Origin of the sequence: Streptococcus sp. TATVAM-FAB8, assembly GCF_046592795.1 — a bacterium.
Classification (GTDB): Bacteria; Bacillota; Bacilli; order Lactobacillales; family Streptococcaceae; genus Streptococcus; species Streptococcus ruminicola.
The window spans coordinates 15,154-31,536 of record NZ_JAWVPQ010000004.1 but is presented as its reverse complement, the minus strand read 5'-3'; the positions used below and the strand labels follow the sequence as shown (position 1 = coordinate 31,536).

21 protein-coding genes and 2 pseudogenes are annotated in these 16,383 nt (G+C 39.2%); 3 read left to right on the top strand and 20 right to left on the bottom strand.

From position 1 onward, the window contains the following. Positions 1–39 precede the first annotated feature (39 nt). The 4 genes and pseudogenes from SFC32_RS03595 to SFC32_RS03580 all read right to left on the bottom strand — a co-directional run. Positions 40–141 (bottom strand): annotated as a pseudogene (locus SFC32_RS03595) (LPXTG cell wall anchor domain-containing protein); the annotation flags it as partial. Between the two features lie 99 nt (positions 142–240). Further along, a pseudogene (locus SFC32_RS03590) lies at positions 241–3,108 on the bottom strand (GH32 C-terminal domain-containing protein); the annotation flags it as partial. A 191-nt stretch (positions 3,109–3,299) separates the two neighbouring features. After that, positions 3,300–4,100 carry a Cof-type HAD-IIB family hydrolase gene (locus SFC32_RS03585; RefSeq protein WP_411049719.1) on the bottom strand — a complete coding sequence of 267 codons (801 nt, stop codon included), beginning with the start codon at positions 4,098–4,100 and terminating at the stop codon, positions 3,300–3,302. A 173-nt stretch (positions 4,101–4,273) separates the two neighbouring features. After that, the gene (locus tag SFC32_RS03580; RefSeq protein WP_411049720.1) at positions 4,274–4,669 is read right to left on the bottom strand and encodes a single-stranded DNA-binding protein; all 396 of its coding nucleotides are present in this window, start codon (positions 4,667–4,669) and stop codon (positions 4,274–4,276) included. Positions 4,670–4,779: 110 nt separating this feature from the next. On the opposite strand from SFC32_RS03580, the gene SFC32_RS03575 reads away from it, so the two are divergent. Then, a complete protein-coding gene (locus SFC32_RS03575) occupies positions 4,780–5,496 on the top strand; it encodes a class I SAM-dependent methyltransferase (protein ID WP_411049722.1) in 717 nt (238 codons plus the stop codon). A gap of 36 nt (positions 5,497–5,532) precedes the next feature. On the opposite strand, the gene ytpR is transcribed toward SFC32_RS03575, so the two are convergent. The 3 genes from ytpR to SFC32_RS03560 are packed head-to-tail and all read right to left on the bottom strand — an operon-like array spanning position 5,533 to position 6,771. Further along, a complete protein-coding gene (ytpR, locus tag SFC32_RS03570) occupies positions 5,533–6,159 on the bottom strand; it encodes a YtpR family tRNA-binding protein (RefSeq protein ID WP_411049723.1) in 627 nt (208 codons plus the stop codon). 8 nt (positions 6,160–6,167) lie between these two features. Beyond that, positions 6,168–6,485 (bottom strand): thioredoxin family protein, encoded by a 318-nt coding sequence (locus tag SFC32_RS03565; protein WP_039697426.1) that lies wholly within the window; start codon positions 6,483–6,485, stop codon positions 6,168–6,170. Then, positions 6,478–6,771 (bottom strand): DUF4651 domain-containing protein, encoded by a 294-nt coding sequence (locus SFC32_RS03560; protein ID WP_411049724.1) that lies wholly within the window; start codon positions 6,769–6,771, stop codon positions 6,478–6,480. The genes SFC32_RS03565 and SFC32_RS03560 overlap by 8 nt, the downstream gene beginning before the upstream one ends. Positions 6,772–6,888: 117 nt before the next feature. Between SFC32_RS03560 and pepA the strand changes: the two genes are divergently transcribed. Further along, a complete protein-coding gene (pepA, locus tag SFC32_RS03555; RefSeq protein WP_411049725.1) occupies positions 6,889–7,956 on the top strand; it encodes a glutamyl aminopeptidase in 1,068 nt (355 codons plus the stop codon). A 61-nt stretch (positions 7,957–8,017) separates the two neighbouring features. Next, entirely contained in the window at positions 8,018–8,788 is a 771-nt protein-coding gene (gene proC / locus SFC32_RS03550; RefSeq protein ID WP_039697503.1) for a pyrroline-5-carboxylate reductase, read from the top strand. A 34-nt stretch (positions 8,789–8,822) separates the two neighbouring features. On the opposite strand, the gene SFC32_RS03545 is transcribed toward proC, so the two are convergent. The 13 genes from SFC32_RS03545 to comGA form a co-directional block, all read right to left on the bottom strand. Beyond that, complete coding sequence (locus tag SFC32_RS03545; protein WP_411049726.1) at positions 8,823–9,458, bottom strand: CPBP family intramembrane glutamic endopeptidase; 636 nt, start codon at positions 9,456–9,458, stop codon at positions 8,823–8,825. 15 nt (positions 9,459–9,473) lie between these two features. Then, positions 9,474–9,929, bottom strand: a complete 456-nt coding sequence (locus SFC32_RS03540) for an ABC transporter permease (protein WP_411049727.1) — start codon at positions 9,927–9,929, stop codon at positions 9,474–9,476. Beyond that, entirely contained in the window at positions 9,930–10,130 is a 201-nt protein-coding gene (locus tag SFC32_RS03535; RefSeq protein WP_006531740.1) for a hypothetical protein, read from the bottom strand. A 15-nt stretch (positions 10,131–10,145) separates the two neighbouring features. Further along, a complete protein-coding gene (locus SFC32_RS03530) occupies positions 10,146–10,343 on the bottom strand; it encodes a helix-turn-helix transcriptional regulator (protein ID WP_039697420.1) in 198 nt (65 codons plus the stop codon). Positions 10,344–10,502: 159 nt separating this feature from the next. Next, positions 10,503–11,702, bottom strand: coding sequence for an acetate kinase (locus SFC32_RS03525; RefSeq protein ID WP_411049728.1), 1,200 nt, complete (start codon positions 11,700–11,702; stop codon positions 10,503–10,505). A 53-nt stretch (positions 11,703–11,755) separates the two neighbouring features. After that, positions 11,756–12,712, bottom strand: coding sequence for a class I SAM-dependent methyltransferase (locus tag SFC32_RS03520; protein ID WP_074561136.1), 957 nt, complete (start codon positions 12,710–12,712; stop codon positions 11,756–11,758). A gap of 53 nt (positions 12,713–12,765) precedes the next feature. Further along, positions 12,766–13,116, bottom strand: coding sequence for a competence type IV pilus minor pilin ComGG (gene comGG / locus SFC32_RS03515; RefSeq protein ID WP_411049729.1), 351 nt, complete (start codon positions 13,114–13,116; stop codon positions 12,766–12,768). Continuing rightward, positions 13,088–13,525, bottom strand: coding sequence for a competence type IV pilus minor pilin ComGF (gene comGF, locus SFC32_RS03510; RefSeq protein ID WP_411049730.1), 438 nt, complete (start codon positions 13,523–13,525; stop codon positions 13,088–13,090). The genes comGG and comGF overlap by 29 nt, the downstream gene beginning before the upstream one ends. Continuing rightward, a complete protein-coding gene (gene comGE, locus SFC32_RS03505; protein ID WP_411049731.1) occupies positions 13,509–13,802 on the bottom strand; it encodes a competence type IV pilus minor pilin ComGE in 294 nt (97 codons plus the stop codon). The genes comGF and comGE overlap by 17 nt, the downstream gene beginning before the upstream one ends. Beyond that, positions 13,756–14,187, bottom strand: a complete 432-nt coding sequence (gene comGD / locus SFC32_RS03500; RefSeq protein ID WP_411049732.1) for a competence type IV pilus minor pilin ComGD — start codon at positions 14,185–14,187, stop codon at positions 13,756–13,758. Before comGD ends, comGE begins: the two co-directional genes overlap by 47 nt. After that, positions 14,162–14,464 carry a competence type IV pilus major pilin ComGC gene (comGC, locus tag SFC32_RS03495; RefSeq protein ID WP_411049733.1) on the bottom strand — a complete coding sequence of 101 codons (303 nt, stop codon included), beginning with the start codon at positions 14,462–14,464 and terminating at the stop codon, positions 14,162–14,164. Before comGC ends, comGD begins: the two co-directional genes overlap by 26 nt. Beyond that, complete coding sequence (comGB, locus tag SFC32_RS03490) at positions 14,464–15,507, bottom strand: competence type IV pilus assembly protein ComGB (RefSeq protein WP_411049734.1); 1,044 nt, start codon at positions 15,505–15,507, stop codon at positions 14,464–14,466. Before comGB ends, comGC begins: the two co-directional genes overlap by 1 nt. Next, positions 15,431–16,372 (bottom strand): competence type IV pilus ATPase ComGA, encoded by a 942-nt coding sequence (gene comGA, locus SFC32_RS03485; protein WP_411049735.1) that lies wholly within the window; start codon positions 16,370–16,372, stop codon positions 15,431–15,433. Before comGA ends, comGB begins: the two co-directional genes overlap by 77 nt. Positions 16,373–16,383 lie beyond the last annotated feature (11 nt).

Genomic DNA, 16,383 nt, shown 5'->3' with positions numbered 1-16,383 from the left:
GAGAACATGCTGTCCTCCCGTTTTACTCCCTACTTGAATTTACAATTCTTTTTTCTTAAAGCATTTACTTGCAAAAGCTCCCACAGCAGCAAGCAATGATAAGATTCCTAGACCAGCTAAGTGACTGTCTTTTTCACCTGTTTGTGGTAATTGAGCTGTGCTTGTCTTTATCACAGTATCTGCCGAAACAGTTTGTCCCAGACCAACCGCTTCCTTAACAGCGTTAACAAGACCAGTCACGCTTGATTGTGCTGATTCAACAGCAGAAGCATCATTTCCTGTTTCTCCAGAAATTGAATCTGCACCGACAACATTACTATCATGCCAAATGCTCTTCAATGGGTAAAGAGCAATATCAGCTGTAGCTGCATCTCCTTCAACAAGGACTGAAAGACCGAGACTTTGCGGTGATGGGAAAAGTTGGTTCGCACCAATTACCGTATCACCTTTAGTAAAGACTTCAACACTAGCACGGTCAACAAAAAGGTGAAGGTCGATACTTCCGTCAGCATTTCGTGTCACTGCTTGACTATCAATTTCTCTAAATTTATCTGAAATGATAATTCCCGACTGGCTGCGGTCAATGACGATTTTACCCGTCTGCAAATCATAATAAACCTTAGTCACTTCACCTGGTCCGACACGAAGGTTAAAGCCAACTTTTGTTGTACCTGCACTTGGTTTAAAGTGAGCGATAATTTCATAAGTATCACCAGAAAAGTCCTTAAAGAGATTATTATCACTAGCAACCGTTACATCCTTGTATTCAACGCTGTGGTCAAGATCACGCAAGCTTTCATAGGCTTTAATCGGTGTTTGAGTGAGAACATATTTATCACCGTCTTTGACAAGACCCAGTGTCAAATTAAGGTTGAAAGTACCATTAAATTTTTGACCAAGACGATCAGCAACAAGCAAAGCATAATCATCCCAAGTATTCATCCAGTTCACTTCAATAATCTTTGGAATCGTTGGGTGTGCACTTGTACCAAAATCTTGTGTAAAGTAAGTTTGAGCAGCATAAGAATCTTTACCAAAGTTCATGATACCATCTGTCGTCTTATAAGCTTCGTCAGGCGTATATGTCCAATGTCCATTAACTTGTTGTAAATCACCTACTTTATAATAACGACCACCACGAGAAAGTACCCATTTGACAGTTCCGTCTTCTGTTTGGATAGGATAAAGATCTGGACATTCTGTATGGATGTCTGGATAAGTTGATTCCACTGACCAATCAAGCAAATTATCTGATGAATAAATGCGGAGCGGTCCACCAGCCACTACCATGAACCACTTATCTTCCCAACGAAAGACCTTCGGATCACGGAAATCACGATTTTGCAAAGGATCAGTTGACCAGTCAGCCACAACTTTATCCACTTTTTGCCAAGTCTTACCAGCATCTTTACTGTAAGCGAGTTTAATACGTTGCCCTTCACCATCTGCTGTAATCAAAGCAACCAGGCCGCCGTTGTTACCATCAAACAAACCACTTGTGTTGTTATTATCAGCTACGATACATCCTGAGAACATGGTTCCGTTATAGTCTGGGTAAAATGCAATCGGTTGGTCCGTCCAATGAATCAAATCCGTACTTGTCGCATGTGCCCAATGCATTGGTCCCCATTTGGTATCATCGTAAAATTGGTAGAACATGTGGTAAACACCGTCATAGTAAACCATACCATTTGGGTCATTTGCCCAGCCATCTTTGGCAGAATAGTGATATTGGTCGCGAAAATTTTCATTATAGTAAACCGAAGCTGGTTGACGAAGGTGAACATTGATGCGGTAAGTTGCTGTCGCTGTATAGCCATCTGCTGTTGTGTAGCTACTTGTCACAGTAAGATAATTCACTCCGACTGCTACTGGAATGTCGCTAGCATTTGCATAAACATTTCCATTAGCATCTGTTACAGTGACAACAGCTCGTGGATTATGACCCACAAAACTCAAATCAACAGTCGAGGCATCGTTTGACACGTATTGAATATAAGCTGCTTCTTCAGGGAAGAATTGACCTTTAGATTCAACAGGACCATTTTTTGAAGTCACCGTAACATCATCAATAATTGGTAACTCTTCATCAGTTAATTCACGGTAGAAGGTATTTTGAAAGACCATCTCACCATTCCAATTGAGCAAACCAAAATGACCATCGGAGATGTAAGTGGTTTGACCTTTATCATCACGCTGAAGTGTATAATCTCCTAAATTAGCGACTAGAATGCCGTTAACATAATAGGAAATTTTCCCATTCAAAGCAACCACTTTAAGAGCGTATTTGTTATCTGGGCTTGCTGCGATTTCTTTTTCATCAATCAAGTTTGCTTCGCCCCAGCGCATGAATTTGACTTTGTGAGAGTTGCCATCTAAGTTAACAACATAGCCTTTGAAATTGGCTGCGTCATTATTTGAACGAAAAACAAGTGAAGCTGCTCCGCTATTTTGTAAGAAAGTAACGTCGGTCTGATAAACAAAATTTTTCCCTGTCGAATCTGAATAAAGGAAATTATCCCCTTTCCCAACGGCGTTGCTGTAAAGACCATTTTCCCCTTCTTGCCAAACAGTGGCATCATAGCTTAAGCCTTGAAGATTGGTGTGATAAGCACTTTGAGGTGTTTGGGTTAGATTGGTAGCGACAAGTTTTTTAGCAGCTTTTGAGTTAGCTTGGTTAGCTGTAACTAAGTCTGATGTCGCTACTGTCTGAGTTTGGTCGCTACTTGCTGGCGCTGTTGTCTCAGCTGACGGCATATTAGTAGCTTCTGCTAGAGCATTATCTGATGTCTCTTGTTGAGCAAGAGAGTCAACGGGCTCTACTGTATTTTCTTCAGGTGCTACATTTGTATCTTCGACACCTTGAGCTACAGTTTTTTCTGGCATATCTTCTGAAGGTTGACTTGAATTGTCAGCTTCTGACTCTTCAGGGCTACTCGCGACAACTTCAGTTTGAGTGTTTGGGACAGTCACTTCATCAGCTTTAGCAAGACCAGTCACACCTCCCAAAAGAAGACCACAGACCAAAAGACTGCAACCATAAACCCATTTTTTCCCACTTTTATGCATGTACCAATTCACACACTTCGTTTCATGTTCTTTGTTCATAATTCCTTTTTTCCTCCTGTCTCAAACATTCAACAAGATAAGGATACCAAACCAAGAAAGCGTTATCATCAGACGTTTGTCATCTCCTCAAGGTGACAAATCTCAATAATTTAAGTGGCAAAAGTCATTTAAAAAAATTCCCACACTAGGTGCGAGAATTTCGAAAAGTCGTGAAAAAAGAGAAATCCATTTTATCTAGCAAGTTTAAATTTTTCTAGAATTAAAGCAATGCCGTCATGATTGTGGTTGGCAGTGACATGACCAATGCGCTCTTTAACTTCTTGCGGAGCATTTGCCATGACATAAGCTTCACCAGCCGCTTCTAGCATGTCCAAATCATTAAAATTATCACCGAAAGCTAAGGTTTCTGACATCTCAACACCGTAGTGTTTGGCTAATAGGCTGACTGCACGCCCTTTTTGGATGCCATTTGCCATAACTTCAATGTAATAAGGTAAAGATCTTGCAATTGATAATCCTGGATAAAGTTCTTTGAGCTTGTCTTCCAAGATTTCCATGCGATCCGGCTCACCCATTAACAACAACTTATGAACTTCTGGCAAATGACCAATGCTTTCCAGGTCTGCTTCCTGTGAAACCAGACCGACAACCTGCTCTTCACGAGAAATCCATTTGTTCATACGGTTTTGTGACAACCATTTTTCACCGCTATAAACATTCCAAGCAACATCAGCCACTTCTTTTTCCAAGTACTGACAAATTGCTTGCGCTGCTTGTGGGCTCATCGGACAACTATCAATCACTTGACCAGATTCATCCTGAATAAAAGCACCATTATATGAAATCATCGGCACTTCAGGCAAAAAATCTTTGATGATTGGCTTGATTGCTTCAGGCATGCGCGCCGATACGGGCACAAATAAGACACCTGAATTGACAGCATCACTCAAAGCACGACGTGTTTTAGAAGTAACTTCCAAAGCGTCATTGATGAGTGTCCCATCAATATCACTAAAAATAATTTTAAACATTGCTCTTTCTCCACACATTTTCTCCAGTATAGCATTTTTGAAAGGGCTTTCCAAGAGGTTTTTTCATTATTTCAGTAAAAAAAGTTAACAAGACGATAATATCCAGAAAATCTGACATTCCTTTCATTATTCTGACAAAAAAAGTCCGAGTAAACACACGGACTTCATCACTATTAAAAGGGTAATTCTTCCTCTTCCAGCACAAGGTCAGCCAAATCATTGGCCACATTATTTTCTCGCATGGCACGTTGTGCGCGACTTTCTAGCAGTTGGAAGGAATGGCAGAGCACTTCTGTCACATAATTGATGTGACCATCTTTTTCGTATTTACGCGTACGAAGCTCTCCATCAACAGAAATCAAACTCCCTTTTCCAGCATAAGAAACGAGCGTTTCTGCTAAACGCCCCCAAACCACAAGCGAAATAAAATCCGCTTCACGCTCACCATTTTGCGATTTAAAACGACGGTTAACGGCTAGTGTTACACGTGTAACAGATTTCTCATTTGGCGTTGTCACAAGCTCAGGCTGCGCCGTCAAACGCCCAATCATAATAACTTTGTTATACATCACTACCTCCTATCTTATTATTCGAAAAAGAAGCAGTTAATCTACTTGAAAAATGAAATTTTCAAACAATTCTGCTAAAATAAAATCAATTTTTACAAATAGGAGATTTTATGACAGTCAACATCAATGCCTACAAAGAAATGCTGAATCAGCCTTGGGGAAAAATCATGTACCGTTTGATTTTTGCACAACTCAACCACATCAAAGATAAACAAATCCTTGATTTTGGTGCTGGTTTTGGAACAACCTCAGAATATTTATCACAAAATAATACCGTTACTGCGATTGAGCCAAATGCTGATATGCTTTTTGCAGATGGCACACAGACCTTCACAAAAATCAATGGTAGTCTAGATGCTTTAAAAGAATTGCCTGATTCGTCTTTTGATATCATCGTTTGTCACAATGTCTTTGAATACATCGACAAATCTCAACATCAAAAATACCTTAATGAATTTGAACGCCTCTTAAAACCACATGGTGAACTTTCCTTAATTAAGCACAATCTTACTGGAAAAGTCTTACATCAAGTCATTTTTAACAATAATATTGAAGATGCACTTTATCTCTTAGATGGGAAAGACAGTTACAATAGTTCATCATTCGGACGTGGGGAAACTTACAGTATTGAAGAGCTTACCAACAAAACTAACTTGGCTCTTGAAAATTACCAAGGTCTGCGCACATTTTATGCCCTCCAACCAAATGCCTTCAAAACTGAGGACGGTTGGCTAGAACGTTTAACAAAAATGGAACTAGCTGTAGCTAACCAAATGCCCTATAAAGATATTGCTTTTCTACAGCACCTTACTTTACGAAAAAACTAAAACGAGCTAGATTATTCTAACTCGTTTTTTATTATGTTATCCTTTCCAGTGTTTTTCTGGATTAAAGGCTTCACCGACAACAGCTGTGTCATCAAGTTCAATGATACCACGTTTTTGTGGAGCATTTGGAAGAGCTAATTCACGAGGTGAGCACATCATACCAAAGCTCTTTTCACCACGAAGGGCACCTGGGAAGATAAGGCTTCCGTTTGGCATCATAGCACCTGGAAGGGCAACGATTGTTTTAAGTCCAACAGCAGCATTTGGAGCACCTGCAACGATTTGAACAGTTTTATCATCTGAGATTTGCACTTGGCAAACGTTCAAGTGGTCACTATCTGGGTGAGCAACCATTTCTTTGATTTGACCAACGACAAATTTGGGTGAAGGGTCATTTTCCAATTGTTCGCTAAAGCCTTCTTTTGTCAATTCAGCGTTAAGCTTAGCAACATCTTCATCAGACAAAGTCACTTGTCCAACACCGTCAATTGCAATTAGACTTGATACTTCAAAAATATTCCAAGCGACTGTTTCACCATTTTTTTCAAGGAAAACACGTGATACGTTACCTTTACGTTCGTAGTCAAGTTTAGCACCTTTGCTATCTTTGACAATCACCATAAGGACATCACCGACGTGTTCTTTGTTGTACGTAAAAATCATTTTCTCTCCTATTTCAATCCAGCTAAGAAGCTGTTAATTTCTGCTTTGGTTTTGCGTAATTTATTAACTAAACGGCCAATTTCTTTCCCATTTTCTGTTACCACAAAACTTGGAATGCCAAAGATATTCCAACGTTGAGCAACTTCCATGAAATCATCACGGTCAACACGAACGAAAGTAAACTCTGGGTTTTCCGCTTCAATTTCTGGCATTACTGGATAAATAAATTGGCAGTCTGGGCACCAATTTGCCGTAAAAAAGAAAACTACTTTGCCATCATTTTCTAGGTAGGTAGCCATTTCCTCATAGGATTTTGGACTAATCATTTTTCTCCTCCTCGTAGCTAATCTCACCATTTTGGTAAATAAATTGGAAAGCGCGGCCGTCCTCTAAAACGAGACCCCCAGTCGTCTTTTCCTCATCAGATTCATAAGCATTCAAATAAAGCACTGAAATGCTACCAAATCGGCTGAAATATTCACGAATGGCATCTTTAATCTGTTCTTGTCGCTTTTCTTCGCGTTTCTTCTTTAAGATTGCTCCCAAAGCGATGACACCGCCGACTCCCACTAAACCAAGACTTGGCAGTAAGCTTCTCTTTTTGTTTCTCATACGCTTTATTTTAGCATATTTCAGCACATAATACCAAGGTCCAAATATTTAATGTTATTTCAATCTAAAAATTGTCAGAAAACGTGGTAAAATAGAAACCATAGAATCGAGGTTTTTATGTCAGATTTATTTTCAAAAATAAAAGAAGTCACTGAACTTGACAGTATCGCTGGATACGAACACAGCGTTCGTGACTATCTTCGCTCAAAAATCACACCACTTGTTGATGACGTGCAAACTGATGGACTTGGTGGTATTTTCGGTATCAAACACTCTGACGCTGAAAACGCCCCACGCATCATGGTTGCTGCTCACATGGATGAAGTTGGTTTCATGGTCAGCGACATCAAAGCTGACGGTACATTGCGTGCTGTTGGCATCGGTGGCTGGAATCCACTAGTTCTAAGCTCACAACGTTTCACTCTTTACACACGTGATGGTTCTGCCATTCCAGTTGTTTCTGGCTCAGTCCCACCACATTTCCTTCGCGGAGCAAATGGCTCTGCTACTCTTCCAAAAATCGATGACATCATTTTTGATGCAGGATTTACAGACAAAGCTGAAGCCGAAGCATTTGGTATCCTTCCAGGTGATATCATTGTTCCAAAATCTGAAACTATCCTCACAGCAAACCAAAAAAATGTTATCTCTAAAGCTTGGGACAACCGCTTTGGTGTGCTTATGGTAACAGAATTACTTGAAAGCCTTAAAGGTCAAAAACTTGATAATACCCTTATCGCTGGTGCTAACGTCCAAGAAGAAGTTGGTCTTCGCGGAGCGCATGTTTCTGCTACAAAATTCCAACCAGAACTTTTCTTTGCTGTTGACTGTTCACCAGCCGGAGACATCTATGGTAACCAAGGTAAAATTGGCGACGGAACACTTTTCCGTTTCTACGATCCAGGACACGTGATGTTGAAAGATATGCGTGACTTCTTGCTCACAACTGCAGAAGAAGCTGGTATCAAATACCAATACTATGCCGCCAAAGGTGGTACAGACGCTGGTGCTGCTCACCTCAAAAACGGTGGTATTCCATCAACAACTATCGGTGTTTGTGCGCGTTACATTCACTCACATCAAAGCCTTTATGCTATGGATGACTTCTTGCAAGCACAAGCCTTCATCCAAGCTATTGTTAAAAAACTAGACCGCTCAACTGTTGACCTCATCAAAAAATACTAGAAAGGAGCTAGGGGACTCAGGTCATTAAACATTTCTCTTGTACTTTCCCCTTTGTCTTACTATGAAAATCGGATTTATCGGAGTCGGAAAAATGGCTACTGCCATCATCAATGGACTTAATGCAACATCACACGATATCATCATTTCAGGTTCTTCACTTCCTCGCTCACGCGAAATTGCAGAGCAACTTGAAGTTGAAGCAGCTCTTTCACACCAAGAACTCATCGACCAATCTGATTTGGTTGTCCTTGGCATCAAGCCACAAATGTTTGAACCTGTCCTTGCTGGACTTCACTTCCATCAACCCATTCTTTCAATGGCAGCAGGGGTAACACTTGAACGTCTTGGCAAATTAACTGATCCAAATCTTCCACTAATCCGTATTATGCCGAACCTCAATGCACAAATCTTGAAAAGTACGACTGCTATTTGTACAAATGACAAAGTCTCTGCTGAACTTCTAGCAACTGCCAAAGAAATCACTGACAGTTTTGGTTCAACCTTTGATATCCCTGAAAAAGATTTTGATACCTTTACAGCCCTTGCTGGATCAAGCCCAGCTTACATTTACCTCTTTATCGAGGCACTTGCCAAAGCTGGCGTTAAATACGGTATTCCAAAGGAAAAATCACTAGACATCGTGACACAAACAGTCCTTGCTAGTGCTGAAAATCTTCTTCAAGGCTCTGACAGTCCACACGATTTGATTGATAAAATTTCAAGTCCTGGTGGAACAACCATTGCAGGCCTTCTAGACCTTGAAAAAACTGGCTTAACCGCAAGCGTTGTTTCAAGTATTGATGCGACAATTGCAAAAGCAAAAGCCTTGTAATACACTAAAAAGCGACTGAATTCAGTCGCTTTTTTTATAAAATCATACTTAGAACACCTAGAAAATTATTCAGAGCATGAACAGCAATAGAAAACTCTAGTTTTTGTGTTTTTCGATAAATCATCGCCAGCACTAATCCCATACCACCGTAAAGAATCCAACTTCCCAAATCTGTCGGCATATGAAGTGCCCCAAAAAGAAAACTGCTAACAAAAACACCAAGTTTCGAAAATTGGAAGGCTTGTTTGACAATCAATCCACGAAAAACAAATTCTTCAACAATCGGAGCTGCCACAACTGTCATCACAAAAAGCAAAGCTGGTGACATACCAAGATTTTCAATAACTGATTGATTCAGCGTATTTGCCTTTGTACCATGCTCCAAAACTAAAGTAATGCCTCCAAGCATTCTCACAGGAACCATAACTAAAAATCCCATAAAAATACTCTTCCAAGCATCTCCCGTCAACAACTGACTAGCATGATTTAAAAATCCTAAACGCTTAGCAATCAAAACCGTTACTAAAGTCACCACTAAAAAAGCTAGGATTAGCATAAGAGTTTGCCAAAAAGGCTGATTTTTTCTTAGAAAAGCAATAGGCAATTGTTCCAAGAAAATCACACCTACTGCTAGCCCCAAATATTTAAAAAATGATCCCAATTTTTTCATAAGAATCTCCCCCCATTATAAAATCTTTGAAAAAATAATTCGTAAGCCTAAAAATCCTAAAAGCAAACAATACAACCAAATCATCAATAAAATAACATAAGAAAAGGCAATGCCCAGGAAGGCATACAAAGCAATCAACATCACATTTACAAGAAACATAAAAATCAAAGTTGATACAGCAGTCACTCGCAAAATATACTGATTACGTTCATCATAAAGAGCAATGTAAGCAGCTTTTAAACGTTTTGGCTGACGAGAAAGCAGCCAATAGTAAATAGCAAAAATAAGACCAGCGCTACCACCACCAAGCAGTAATCCTGACGCAAAATCATTGTCTCTTATCAAACTAGCTAACACTAAACTAAGACCAGCCAAAGCTAAGATAAAGTAGGAAAGTCTTAGTAAATATCGGCGATACTCTTCCAAACTCTTCTTACGATTCCAGCTAGCAACAGCTTTTAATAACATCATTTACTCCTCTCCCTTTGCTGATAGAAAAATCACTGCAAGTAAATTTAATATCATACTCATACCAAGCCCCATACCATGAAGAAAATCGCTCATCTTCATGAAGTAGCTAAAAACAAATAAACTTTCTCCTAAAAATAACAAGAACATTCCAGTTTCTTTTCTACTTTCTTGCCTATCAACTATAGCTCTAATCTTTTCCATCTCTACATCTCCTCTTTACGCTTCATCAAAAATAAAGATTTCCTCAATTGTCATACCAAAATATTTGGCAATTTTATGCGCTAATTCTAAAGAAGCATTGTAGCGTCCTTTTTCTAAGGAAATAATGGTTTGTCTGGTAACTCCAAGTGCCTCAGCAAGCTCAGCTTGGCTGACTTTATTTACTTTTCGGAGTTCTTGAATTCTTGTTTCCATTTATCCCTCCAATGAGTTCTCATTAGTAAAGTTAGCTTTACATTTAAAGTATAGTACGCTTTACATTTTATGTCAAGTTTATTTTACATTTTTTATAAAAGCATCAAAAAAGCTGACCCTTAGGTCAGCTTTTCTGGTCTTATCATAATATTTTGATAACTAATTAGTAGGGTGTTTGAAACGTTCAACGTCACGCGCAATCACAAGTTCTTCATCCGTTGGAATAACAACTGCTTTCACGCGAGCTTGATCTGTTGAAATCACACCATAAGCACCTGAAACATTCTTAGCTGGGTCAACATCGACACCAAACCAAGTCATTCCAGAAATGACATCCGCACGAACATCACTAGAATTTTCACCGATACCAGCGGTGAAGACAATAGCATCGGCACCGTTTAAAACGGCGAAGTATTGTCCAATATATTTTCTCAAGCGATCAACATACATATCGTAAGCAAGTTGGCATTTTTCATCACCTTCTGCTTTTCCTGCTAGAATATCACGCATGTCACTTGATTTTTCCGAAATACCGAGTAAACCTGAATCACGATTCAATATGGTACGAATTTTTTTAGGATCAGCCATCGCTGGCTCACATTCTAGAAGATAAGTAATGACACCTGGATCAATACTTCCTGAACGTGTTCCCATCATTGTACCACCAAGTGGAGTTAATCCCATTGAAGTATCAACAGATTTACCACCTTTAATGGCTGTAATAGAGACTCCATTACCAATATGACAAGTAATCAATTTCAAGTCTTCTAAAGGTTTGCCTAAAACCTTAGCTGCCTCTTGGGCAACGTACTGATGACTTGTACCGTGTGCTCCATATTTACGAATCTTATAATCAGTGTAATAACGATTAGCAATAGGATAACGGTAAGCTACTTCAGGCATTGTCATATGGAAGGCAGTATCAAAAACAACAACGCTCGTAATATCAGGCAATATTTCTTTAAACGCTTTAATCCCAAGAGCTGCTCCAGGATTATGAAGCGGTGCTAGCATTGACAATTCTTCAACCTGTTGAATCACCTTATCGGTTACCAGGGCCGATTCTTTGAAATAATCACCCCCAGCCACCACTCGGTGACCAACACCAGTTATTTCATCATAACTAGCAATAATGTCCATCGAAATCAAGTCATCGAGGAGAATTTTTACAGCAGCTGTATGGTCTGGAATATCTTTCGTTTCCGAATACTTCTGACCATTGAATTTCACTGTAGAAACACTGTCTGAAAGGCCGATACGTTCGATTAAACCTTTTGCAATAACTTCTTCCTCAGGCATCTTATACAGCTGCCATTTGAGACTTGAACTTCCTGCATTAATAGAAATAGTTTTCGCCATAAATTTACCTCTAAAGCGCTTTCATAATATATCTCTATTTTAGCACAACTATTTTAAAAAATCATATTTTCAACATTCCATTTTTTAAATTTCTCAATAAAATCTGTTAAAGCTTCGCGACTTTGCAAGTCAGCAAGCGGGTAAACAAATGTTTCTGGAGTATGTTCAGCCTGTTTCTTCAAGACAAAAATTGACTTAGCATTGGCCGCATTGCCGAAAATAGATTCTGGTAAAGTAATCACCGCAATAACATCAGCGTAATCCTTCAACCATGCCTTTAACAAATCACTTTGTTTACTTGTCAAAAGACTAACCGGTGCTAAAAAGACAGCAATACCATCTTTTTTGAGATATTTGAGAGATTGTTCCATCAACAAATGATGCGCATAAGTGTGTTCTTCACTACTTGCTACTTTGTAGCGTTTTGCAATCTCATCATTTGGATAGAAGCCGACTGGAAGGTCACTGATGATGACGTCACTTTCCTTAAGAATCTGTGGGCGCACAGCATCTTCTTGAATGAACTGAGCTTTAGAATCCATCACTTCGGCAATACTTGCTGACAAATCAATCAACAAATCATCAACTTCAATTCCAAGGTAATTCAAGTCTTTAGATGAATTATTGAGCAAGGTTTGTGCAAGGTTACCTGTTCCGCTACCGATTTCTAAAACATCAAGTTCTTTTGAGGCTGTCAAATTCTCAATAAGGAACATTAAGATAAAGCCAATAGCATCAGGTGTAAATTGGTGGTTTGCCTGAAGTGCTTCTGTTTGAGCAGCTTTAATGAAAATAAACTGAAAAGCACGACGCCATTCTTCTTTAGTTAAATCAAGTTGGCGTAGTTTTTCATTATTAGCAGCTACTGTCTCATTGGCACCTTCAGCACCAAGATAAAAAGAGTTTTGTTCAATAAGAGCATCGTAAATGTGTGTTTTCAACTCATTTTCGATTAACTGTATATTTTCTAGAATCAGCCCATAAGCTGTTTCGATTTTTTCAAAATTCATTTTCCCCTCCAAGACTAATCATATCAAAAAACCTTGAAAATGAAAAGAAAGCACTAGTGACTTTCTTTTTCAAGTGCTTGTTTTTCTTTCTTAGGAAGGTAAAACGTGTATTGAAACTCCTCTTTGCTATCTAACGTAACGGTTTCAACTAAGATTTTATCGTCGTAGTGATAACTCACTGTCCCTTTATCAAATTGGCATTGTCCTGATTCTTCATCAGCCAAGTCTTTACTCATTTCTGCCATCAGGTAAGCTTGAGCCGATTTTAATTGTGCCTGATGTTGACGCTCACTTGCAACCACGCGCCCCAAATAAAATTGCAAAAGCAGGGCAAAGATAGCCGCCATTAGCAAAGCATATAATAAAATTCCCGCTTTAACTTGTCGTCTCAAAAGTGTAAACAAAACATCTCTCCATATCACTGCCTAATTGCAATTTAATCATCACCTTATTGCCATCCTGACTAATGCTTGATGACGTCACACCAAAGAGCATGGGCTGATACCCCTGACCTGAGGCATTTGTTTTTCGAAAATCATCAGCCTTAGACAAGCCATAAGCCAATTGCTGATTACCTTTACTAACATAGAGTTTGTTGTCGGCAACTTTATCTAACTGACAACCAGCAAGCTCAGAACGCAATTGCTGAGAAAACAGCAACCATTTCTCCTCTTGATTCACCGATAAATAATGGACATTGCTTGAAATGCTTTGGGTCAATCCTTGATAAACCAATATAGAACCTGAGATAACCAGCAAAGCCACTAAGCTCTCTAAAAGGGTAAAAGCTCTTAACCTAATTTTTCGTGACATGTAGCACCTCGTTTTGCCCATCATAAATGGAAATCTCATTATCATGCTTAACCATACGCACCTCAACCCCATTAATGGCCAAATGGTCTTGTCCTGTTTGAACGGTCATGGTCGCTACATTAAGTACTTCTTGCTGATGCAAACTCTCTTGCATTTGAGTGCGACTACGGTCCATTTCTCCTAAGACCAGACTGGTAATCGTTGCTAATAAAGCAAGAGCTACTAAGCCCTCAAGGAGTATGTAAGCTTTTAGTTTCTGTTTTTTTATAGTTACCACTTCCTATGTACAATTGATAATCGATTGCCTGGGTTTCTGTATGAAACTGTATCTTTGTAAGAGACGAATTGCCCCCTGCTTTATCAAAAACAAGTTGATAGTTTTGAGCAACCGATACAGTTTTAGGAATCCTAACACTAGTGACCCCATTTGAGATAGCATCTTGCGATATCTGCAAAGTTTGACTTTCCTGCTTAATACTGGCCAATTTTTGTGTGTCACGATAAAGATTTTCAAAGGAAAGAAAGAACAGAGTTTCATCGACCGATTGAAAAATATGATTGACCGAACCTGATAGCATGATGACCATGAAACAAGAAATTGCTAAGGTCAATAAACTTTCGATAAGGGTAAAGGCTCTAAGGGGTTTGTTTTTTAGCTTCATTGTAGGTTTGAGCTTGTTCCTGTGAAATAAATCCTTCTTTCACCAAATCTTTAATAGTTGCTTCTTTACCTGTTTTCACTTCGTAAAGTTCCTTCTGGCTGTCGACAACTTTCACAACAGCAGCATCTCCTTTTTCATGCACAACATCCTTTTGCTTACTCAAGTTTGGCACAAATAATAGCATCAAGACACCAATGATTAGCAAAACAATCAGCATTTCCACAAGTGTGAAAGCTTCCACAGACTTTTTACGTAGTTTTTTCCAGATTTTTTTCATTAAAAATTTCCTCCCATATTTTGATACATTGGCAAAAGCATTGCCACATAAATTAAAACGATGATTAAAGCAACAAAGACAAAGACCAAAGGCTGAATCAACTGCGTTGCTTGTGTCAATTGACTAAAGAAATTCTGCCAAGTCTCTTCGGCATAAATATCTAACTCCCGACCTAATTTTGACTTGACCTCGCCATATTCAATCATTAAACTAAGTTCACGCAAAAAGAAAGGGTAATCCAGCACTTTCTGATGAAAAGATTGACCTGACAATAAAGCTTCCTGCATGTCTTTTCCAATTTCCTGAAAAAGGCGTGATTTTTGCCGCTGCATGAGTTCTACAATCTCCGTAAGCTCAATACCTTGCCCGATAAGATTTCCCCACTCACGCGCATAATAGGCGGTCAAATAAAGACGCACGTACCGCCCAAAGATTGGCAAACGACTCAACTGACTATACAGATAAATTGGCGATAAGCGCTTGGCATACAGAACCCCAAGCAGAATTCCTAAAGCTAAAAGAGCAAAGCCACCTAAAAAAATCATAGGAAAATGGCTGATAATCTGAGTCGCAAAATTTTGATTTTCCAACTGCGGCAGCAAATAATTTTTCAAGCCCAACATAATCAGAATTAAAAAGCTGAGCAAAATCAAAGGATAAGTCGCCACTTCAATCAATTTCTTTCGAACAACTGACATACTGGCCAAGTAGCCATCGATTTTTAACAAACTCTGCTGACAATTTCCATGGACATCTGCCAAAGCAATCTGAGTGACAATTGTATCTGAAAAGCCTAGTTTTGCCATCATATCCGCCAAGCTCTCACCGCTTAACAAAGATTCTTGCATACTATCCACATAAACTTCTGCCAACAATTGACTTCGTCTCAAAAAAGAAACAATTTCTGTTAAATTAAAGCCACTGTTAAAGAGATTGTTAAATAATTGAATCACCTTCTGCTGTTTTTTAAAGGGCAATTTTTTCGATTTTTGCTTCCTCAAGGCTAATATGTCCGTCCCTAGCAAGGCTTTCAATTTGCTCATTCCACCTTGTTGGGGGATACTGTTCAAAATCTCCTTTGGCAAAATCCACAACACCTCCACCGCCAATTAATCGCTGATAAATGATAGCTCGTAAACTATTTTCAAGTTCTTGCCTACTAACACCCAATTCTAATAACCTAGCATAAACACCTGGAATACTTTTCGCATGAATGGTTGAAAAGACGAGCACACCTGTCAGACTAGCTCTAATAACCGCACGCGCTGTCTCACTATCACGAATCTCACCAATAATCAAAATATCAGGTCTATGACGAAGCGAGAGCTTGATAAGATTATCATAAGTCATGCCAATCTCATCATTAAGTTGCAGCTGCAACATATTGTCCTGCTTAATCTCAACAGGGTCTTCTATCGTAATGACCTGCTTATCAGGGAACTTTTCACGAACCAATTGATACATGAGAGTAGTCTTTCCACTCCCTACCGGCCCGGAAAAAAGATAAAGACCTCGACTATCAATCGCCTCTAGAATATTTTTCATCCCATCGAACCAATATTGCAAATCATGACGACCTGAATAAAGAAGTCTGATGACCAGGCTCTCACGACCGCGATAATCACCAACAGTGGATAAACGCAGTGAAATCACTTCACCCTCAGCAAATTCATAATCACAAGAGCCTAGCTGACTACGACGTTTCTCACCAACATTCATCCCAGCTACAAATTTAAAGTGACTAATCACACTTGTCATCTCATCACTAGCAAGCTCCTGAATAAACTGACGTTCATCACCAACACGTTGATAAATTTCATAGTGCTCCTTCTTAGGAACAATGTAAATATCTTGCGCATTCTTTTCAACAGCATCCTTGATCAGCTGCTTTGCTTTTTCCTGAATCATGTTGACCTCCT